At 67.0% G+C, this 6,605-nt stretch carries 5 protein-coding genes and 1 pseudogene; all 6 read left to right on the top strand.

The features are described from left to right. Nucleotides 1-4: 4 nt before the first annotated feature. Nucleotides 5-697: a flagellar basal body L-ring protein FlgH gene (gene flgH / locus RCF13_RS12690; protein WP_049461061.1), complete on the top strand. Its 693-nt coding sequence runs from the start codon at nucleotides 5-7 to the stop codon at nucleotides 695-697. Between the two features lie 2 nt (nucleotides 698-699). Then, nucleotides 700-1,842, top strand: coding sequence for a flagellar basal body P-ring protein FlgI (locus RCF13_RS12695; protein ID WP_087786533.1), 1,143 nt, complete (start codon nucleotides 700-702; stop codon nucleotides 1,840-1,842). A 1-nt stretch (nucleotide 1,843) separates the two neighbouring features. After that, nucleotides 1,844-3,040 carry a flagellar assembly peptidoglycan hydrolase FlgJ gene (flgJ, locus tag RCF13_RS12700; RefSeq protein WP_049461058.1) on the top strand — a complete coding sequence of 399 codons (1,197 nt, stop codon included), beginning with the start codon at nucleotides 1,844-1,846 and terminating at the stop codon, nucleotides 3,038-3,040. 8 nt (nucleotides 3,041-3,048) lie between these two features. Further along, nucleotides 3,049-4,929 (top strand): flagellar hook-associated protein FlgK, encoded by a 1,881-nt coding sequence (gene flgK / locus RCF13_RS12705; RefSeq protein ID WP_049461056.1) that lies wholly within the window; start codon nucleotides 3,049-3,051, stop codon nucleotides 4,927-4,929. After that, the gene (flgL, locus tag RCF13_RS12710; RefSeq protein WP_049461054.1) at nucleotides 4,926-6,131 is read left to right on the top strand and encodes a flagellar hook-associated protein FlgL; all 1,206 of its coding nucleotides are present in this window, start codon (nucleotides 4,926-4,928) and stop codon (nucleotides 6,129-6,131) included. Before flgK ends, flgL begins: the two co-directional genes overlap by 4 nt. Nucleotides 6,132-6,362: 231 nt before the next feature. Then, nucleotides 6,363-6,605 (top strand): annotated as a pseudogene (locus RCF13_RS12715) (flagellin); the annotation flags it as partial.

Consider the following 6,605-nt stretch of genomic DNA (forward strand, 5'->3'; position numbering starts at 1 on the left):
CGCCATGTCGCCCTTCTCTACCCTCGCCCGCACCGCGCTGTGCTGCGCCGTGACCGCCCTGCTGGGCGGCTGCGTGATTGCCGGCGACGTGCGCCCCTACCCGGCCATGGCCCCGGTGCAGCCGATCGTGCCGATGCAGGCCGCGCCCACCGCCGGCGCCATCTATGCCGCCGGCCCGACGCTGAACCTGTATGCCGACCGCCGCGCCCGCGATGTCGGTGATCTGCTGACCATCACCCTGCTGGAAAACACCACCGCGCAGACCAGTGCCAACACTGCAACCAGCAAGGAATCGGGCCTGACCATCGGCTCACCCTCGCTGTTCGGCGCGCCGGTCACCCTGGGCGGCAAGGACATTCTGAGCGCCAGCGCCAATGGCGAACGCGAGTTCACCGGCAAGGGCAACAGCGCGCAGAGCAACCGCCTGCAGGGCAGCGTCACGGTCACGGTGATCCAGCGGCTGCCCAACGGCAACCTGGTGGTGCAGGGGCAGAAAAACCTGCGGCTGAACCAGGGTGATGAACTGGTGCAGGTGCAGGGCATCGTGCGCCCGGGCGACATCAGCCAGGACAACACCATCCCTTCCAGCCGCGTGGCCGAGGCCCGCATCGTCTACGGCGGCCGCGGCCCGGTCGCGCAGTCCAACGCGATGGGCTGGCTGAGCCGCTTCTTCAATTCCGGCCTGACGCCGTTCTGAGTATGGCCATGAAAGCTCTCTTCTCTTCTACGTGGCAGCGACGCATGGCGTCGCTCTACGGATCATTCTTCCTTCTGCTGGCAATGGCTGCGCCTGCCAGCGCCGAGCGCATCAAGGACCTGGCCCAGGTCGGCGGCGTGCGCGGCAATGCGCTGGTGGGCTATGGCCTGGTGGTCGGCCTGGATGGCAGCGGCGACCGTACCAGCCAGGCACCCTTTACAGTGCAGAGCCTGAAAAACCTGCTTGGCGAGCTGGGCGTGAACGTGCCGCCGAACGTCAATCCGCAGCTGAAGAACGTGGCCGCCGTGGCGATCCACGCCGAACTGCCGCCGTTCGCCAAGCCGGGCCAGCCGATCGACATCACCGTGTCTTCCATCGGCAACGCCGTGTCGCTGCGCGGCGGTTCGCTGCTGATGGCGCCGCTGCGCGGTGCCGACGGCCAGATCTATGCGATTGCCCAGGGCAACCTGATCGTGGGCGGCTTCGGTGCGCAGGGCAAGGATGGTTCGCGCGTGTCGGTGAACGTGCCCAGCGTGGGCCGCATTCCCGGCGGTGCCACCGTTGAACGTGCGCTGCCCGATGTGTTCGGTGCCAACGGCGAGATCACCCTGAACCTGCACAACAACGATTTCACCACCGTCTCGCGCATGGTTGGCGCGCTGAACAATGCCTTCGGCGAAGGCGCCGCGCGTGCGGTGGACGGCGTGACCGTGGCCGTGCGTGCGCCCACCGATCCCGGTGCCCGCATCGGTCTGCTGGCCCGCATTGAAAACCTGGAACTGACCCCGGGCAGCGCACCGGCCAAGGTGGTGGTCAATTCGCGCACCGGCACCGTGGTGATCGGCCAGCAGGTGCGCGTGGGGCCGGCAGCCATCTCGCACGGCTCGCTCACCGTGACCATCCAGGAAAACGCCAACGTCAGCCAGCCCAACGCGCTGGCCGGTGGCCAGACCGTGGTGACCCCGCAATCGACCATTACCGCCACCAACGATGGCAGCCGCATGTTCAAGTTCAGCGGCGGCACCAGCCTGGATGAAATCGTGCACGCGGTGAACGCGGTGGGTGCCGCGCCGGGCGACCTGATTGCGATCCTGGAAGCCCTGAAGCAGGCTGGTGCGCTGAGCGCCGAGCTTGAGGTGATCTGACATGCGTATCACCCCCGCCCTTGAGCTGCACCCGACGCAGCAGAACGATCCGGCCAAGATCGACAAGGTCGCACGCCAGCTGGAAGGCCAGTTCGCGCAGATGCTGGTGAAGAGCATGCGCGATGCCAGCTTCGGCGATTCGCTGTTCCCGGGTGAAAACAAGGTCTTCCGGGACATGTACGACCAGAAGATTGCCGAGACCCTGACCCGCGGCAAGGGCCTGGGCCTGCACGAAACCATCGCCCGCCAGTTGTCCGGCAACCAGGGCGACGCCCCGGCGCTGGACACCCGCGTGGACCCGGCCAAGGCCAGCCGCGCCTACCAGTTGAACGCACCGGCGCAGGCGCCGTCGCTGCCGCTGGAAGATGCCAGCAACGCACTGCGCATCCTGCAGCAGATGTCCGCAGGCGTGCAGGACGGCGCGCAATCGTCGGTGGCACCGATGGAACAGGCGCTGGACCTGATTGCCGGCCGCGAGAGCAGCAGCGCGCACCGTGCGCTGGGCACCGAGGATCCGTATGCGGGCAGCATTGGCGGTGCCGATTGGGCCGCCGCCAGCGACCAGTGGGCGCCCACGGCCAGCAACCGTGGCAGCACCGCCACCGCCGCCGACGCGCTGGCCAGCCGCACCGCGGTGGCCCAGCTGGGCGCACACACGCCGGAAGGCTTCGTGGCCAGCATCTGGCCGCATGCGCAGAACGCGGCCAAGGAACTGGGCGTGGATGCCCGCGCCCTGGTGGCCCAGGCCGCGCTGGAAACCGGCTGGGGCAAGCGCCAGATCAAGCATGCCGACGGCAGCACCTCGCACAACCTGTTCGGCATCAAGGCCACCGGCTGGAACGGCCAGAGCGCGGTGGCCGGCACCCACGAATACGTGGATGGCGTGCGCCGTAACGAAACCGCCAGCTTCCGCGCCTACAGCTCGCCGGCCGAAAGCTTCGCCGATTACGTGCGCCTGCTGAAGACCAGCCCGCGCTACCAGCAGGCCCTGCAGGCCGGCACCGATGTGCAGGGCTTCGCCCGTGGCCTGCAGCGTGCCGGCTATGCCACCGACCCGAGCTACGCCGCCAAGATCGCCGCCATTGCCGGTGGCCCGACCATCGAACGCGCGGTAGCCGCGGTGACCGATGCCGGCGCCCGCCTTGGCCAGACCTTCGCCAGCACCGCAACCGCGGCGCTGGGTATCACCCGCCGTTGAGGAACCCCATGTCCAGCGTCCTTTCCACCGGTACCAACGCCCTGCTCGCCTTCCAGCGTGCCCTGGCGACGACCAGCCACAACGTCGCCAACATCAACACGCCCGGCTACAGCCGGCAGAAGGTCGACTTTGCCACCGCCGATCCGCAGAACTTCGGCTACGGTGATGTCGGCAACGGTACGCGTATCGTTGACATCCGCCGCACCGCCGACCAGCTGGCCATTTCCCGCCTGCTGGACAGCAGCGGCGAACTGGCGCGGCTGAAGCAGCTTTCCACCATGGCCGACCGCGTCGATGCGCTGTTCTCGGACACCGCCACCAATGTGTCCGGCGTGTGGTCCAACTTCTTCGATTCGGTCAGCGGCCTGTCGTCCAACGCGTCGGGCAGCGCCGACCGGCAGAACGTGCTGGACAGCGCCAACACGCTGGCCAACCGCTTCCAGCAGCTCAACAACAGCCTGAACACGCTCAACAGCGAAGTGAACAACGGCCTGACCGCGGCCGCCACCGAAATCAACCGGCTGGCTGCGGAAATCGCCCAGATCAACGGGGTGATCGGCAGCAATGCGGCCACTGCTGCGCCCGACCTGCTGGACCGCCGTGACCAGCTGATCGCCAACCTGGTGGGCTACACCGGCGGCACCGCCGTGGCCCAGGATGGCGGCACCCTGAACGTGTACACCGCCGGCGGCCAGGCCCTGGTGGTCGGTACCACCGCCTCGAAGGTGACCACGGTCACCGACCCCTACCAGCCCGAGCGCCTGCAACTGGCGCTGCAGACCCAGGGCGGCAAGATCACCCTGGACCCGAAGCAGCTGGGCGGCCAGGTCGGTGGCATGCTGGAATTCCGCGACACCGTGCTGACCCCGGCCCAGGCCGAACTGGGCAAGCTGGCCGTGGGCCTGGCGACCACGTTCAACGAGACCCACCGCAACGGCGTGGATCTGTACGGCAACATGGGCGGCGACCTGTTCAACATCGGCAGCCCGCGGGTGACCGGCAATACCAGCAATACCGGCACTGCCTCGATCACCGCCAGCTACGGCGACCTGTCATCGCTGGATGCACAGAACATCGTGCTGAAGTATGACGGCACCCAGTGGCTGGCGATGCGTTCGGACACCGGCGCCAGCGTGGCCATGACCGGTACCGGCACCGCCACCGATCCGCTGAAGATCAATGGCGTGGAGCTGGTGGTGAGCGGCACCCCGGCCACCAATGACCGCTTCCTGCTGCAGCCCACCGCGGGCGTGGCCGGCAGCATCGGCGTGGCGATCACCGATACCTCGCGCCTGGCCGCGGCCGCGCCGATCAAGGGCAGTGCCGCGCTGGCCAACACCGGCACCGGCAAGCTGAGCGACGTGAAGGTGGCCGACGCCAGCAACGCCAACCTGCGCAACCCTGCCGCAATCGTGTTCACCTCGGCCACCGAATACACCATCGATGGCAATGGACCGTTCACCTACACCGCCGGCCAGGCGATCACCGCCAATGGCTGGAGTTTCGTGCTCGATGGCGCGCCGAAGACCGGCGATACCTTCAACATCACCCCCACCCCGGTCGGTTCGTCCGACAACAGCAATGCCCTGGCCCTGGCCAAGGTCGAGGACGCCAAGGCATTCAACGCCGGCACCATCACGTTGAACGGCGCACTGGGCGGGCTGACCACGCAGGTGGGCGCCGCCGCCCGTGCAGCGGAATATTCGCTGGATGCGCAGCAGGTGATCACCGACCAGGCACAGTCCGCGCGCGATTCGATTTCCGGGGTGAACCTGGATGAAGAAGCTGCCGACATGCTGCGCCTGCAACAGGCCTACCAGGCCGCCTCGCAGCTGATTTCCACTGCCGACACCATGTTCCAGACCATCCTGGGAGCTGTATCGCGATGAACAACCGCATTTCCACCGGGATGATGTTCAGCCAGTCCGTCTCGCTGATGTTGTCCAAGCAGGCCAAGATGAGTCACCTGGAACAGCAGCTGGCCACCGGCCAGCGCCTGGTGTCGGCCAAGGACGACCCGGTCGCCGCCGGCACCGCGGTCAGCCTGGACCGCGCCGTGGCCGAACTGGACCGCTTCAAATCCAACGCCGACGTGGTGCAGAACCGTCTGGGCCTGCAGGAAAACGCCCTGTCCGGCGCCAACGAACTGATGGCGCGCATTACCGAATTGACCCTGCAGGCCAACAACCCTGCCCTGTCGGCGGCCGACCTGAAGTCGATCGGCTCGGAGCTGCAGACGGTGTACGACAGCCTGCTGTCGCTGGCCAACACCACCGACGGCACGGGCCGCTACCTGTTCGGCGGCACCGACGATGCCGACGCGCCGTTCAAGCTGAGTAACGGTACGGTCAGCTACAACGGCGACCAGACCCAGCGCCAGGTGGAAGTGGCACCGGATACCTTCGTGAAGGATGCCCTGCCCGGCAGCGAGATTTTCCTGCGCATCCGCACCGGCGATGGCACCCTGGATGGTGCGGCTGCAGCCGGCAATACCGGCAATGGCGTGCTCACCACCTTTGGTTTGAATTCTTCTTCCGGCAATTGGAATGGCGGCAGCTATTCCTTGAACTTTACCGCTGCCGACCAGTACGAAGTGCTCGATTCCACCGGCACCGTGGTCGGCACCGGCACGTTCAAGGCCGGCGAGGACATCAGCTTCGAAGGCGTGTCGATGCGTATCGAAGGCGCGCCCGCGGCCGGCGACAGCTTCAGCATCGGCCCGTCGGGCACCCGCGATGTGTTTTCCACGGTGCAGGGCATGATCGATGCGCTCAACACCGCCGCCAACACCCCCGCCGAGGTGGCCAACCAGCAGAACGCACTGCAGTCGGGCATCCGCGATATCGCCCGCGCCGCCGAACAGTTCATCGACGCGCGCTCGGCCGGTGGTGCGCAGCTGAAGGCCATCGACGATGCCGCCGCCACCCGCGAATCCAACGCGGTCACCCTGAAAACCACGCTGTCGTCGATCCGCGACCTGGATTACGCCGAAGCCGTGGGCCAGTACCAGCTTGAACAGATCGCGCTGCAGGCCGCGCAGACGATCTTTACCCAGATGCAGCAGATGTCGCTGTTCAACGCGATCCGCTGAGCAGGCGCCTTCGTCGCGCGGCACTCCCCCGGGCCGCGCGACGAAGGCCGCTGAACCGCAGCCCGCCTGGGCTGCGGCACCCAACCACCGCCCTTCGGGACGGTGGCGTTGGCGTTTGTGCTAAAGACCGCCTTCCTGGCGCCGTTACTGGACCTTGCAAACGCGAAACACCTTCGCGTCGTGCATCGGTCGGCCACCTCGCGCCGGCCTTCGCCCACAGGAAGAGAAAAAATGGCACAAGTCATCAATACCAACGTGATGTCGCTGAACGCTCAGCGCAATCTGTCCACCAGCGGCAACAGCCTGGCGACCACGATCCAGCGCCTGTCCTCGGGCCTGCGCATCAACAGCGCCAAGGACGACGCCGCCGGCCTGGCGATCTCCGAGCGTTTCAGCACCCAGATCCGCGGTCTGGACGTTGCCGTGCGCAACGCCAACGACGGCATCTCGCTGGCCCAGACCGCCGAAGGCGCG

Source organism: Stenotrophomonas maltophilia group sp. RNC7 (assembly GCF_030910085.1).
GTDB lineage: Bacteria > Pseudomonadota > Gammaproteobacteria > Xanthomonadales > Xanthomonadaceae > Stenotrophomonas > Stenotrophomonas sepilia.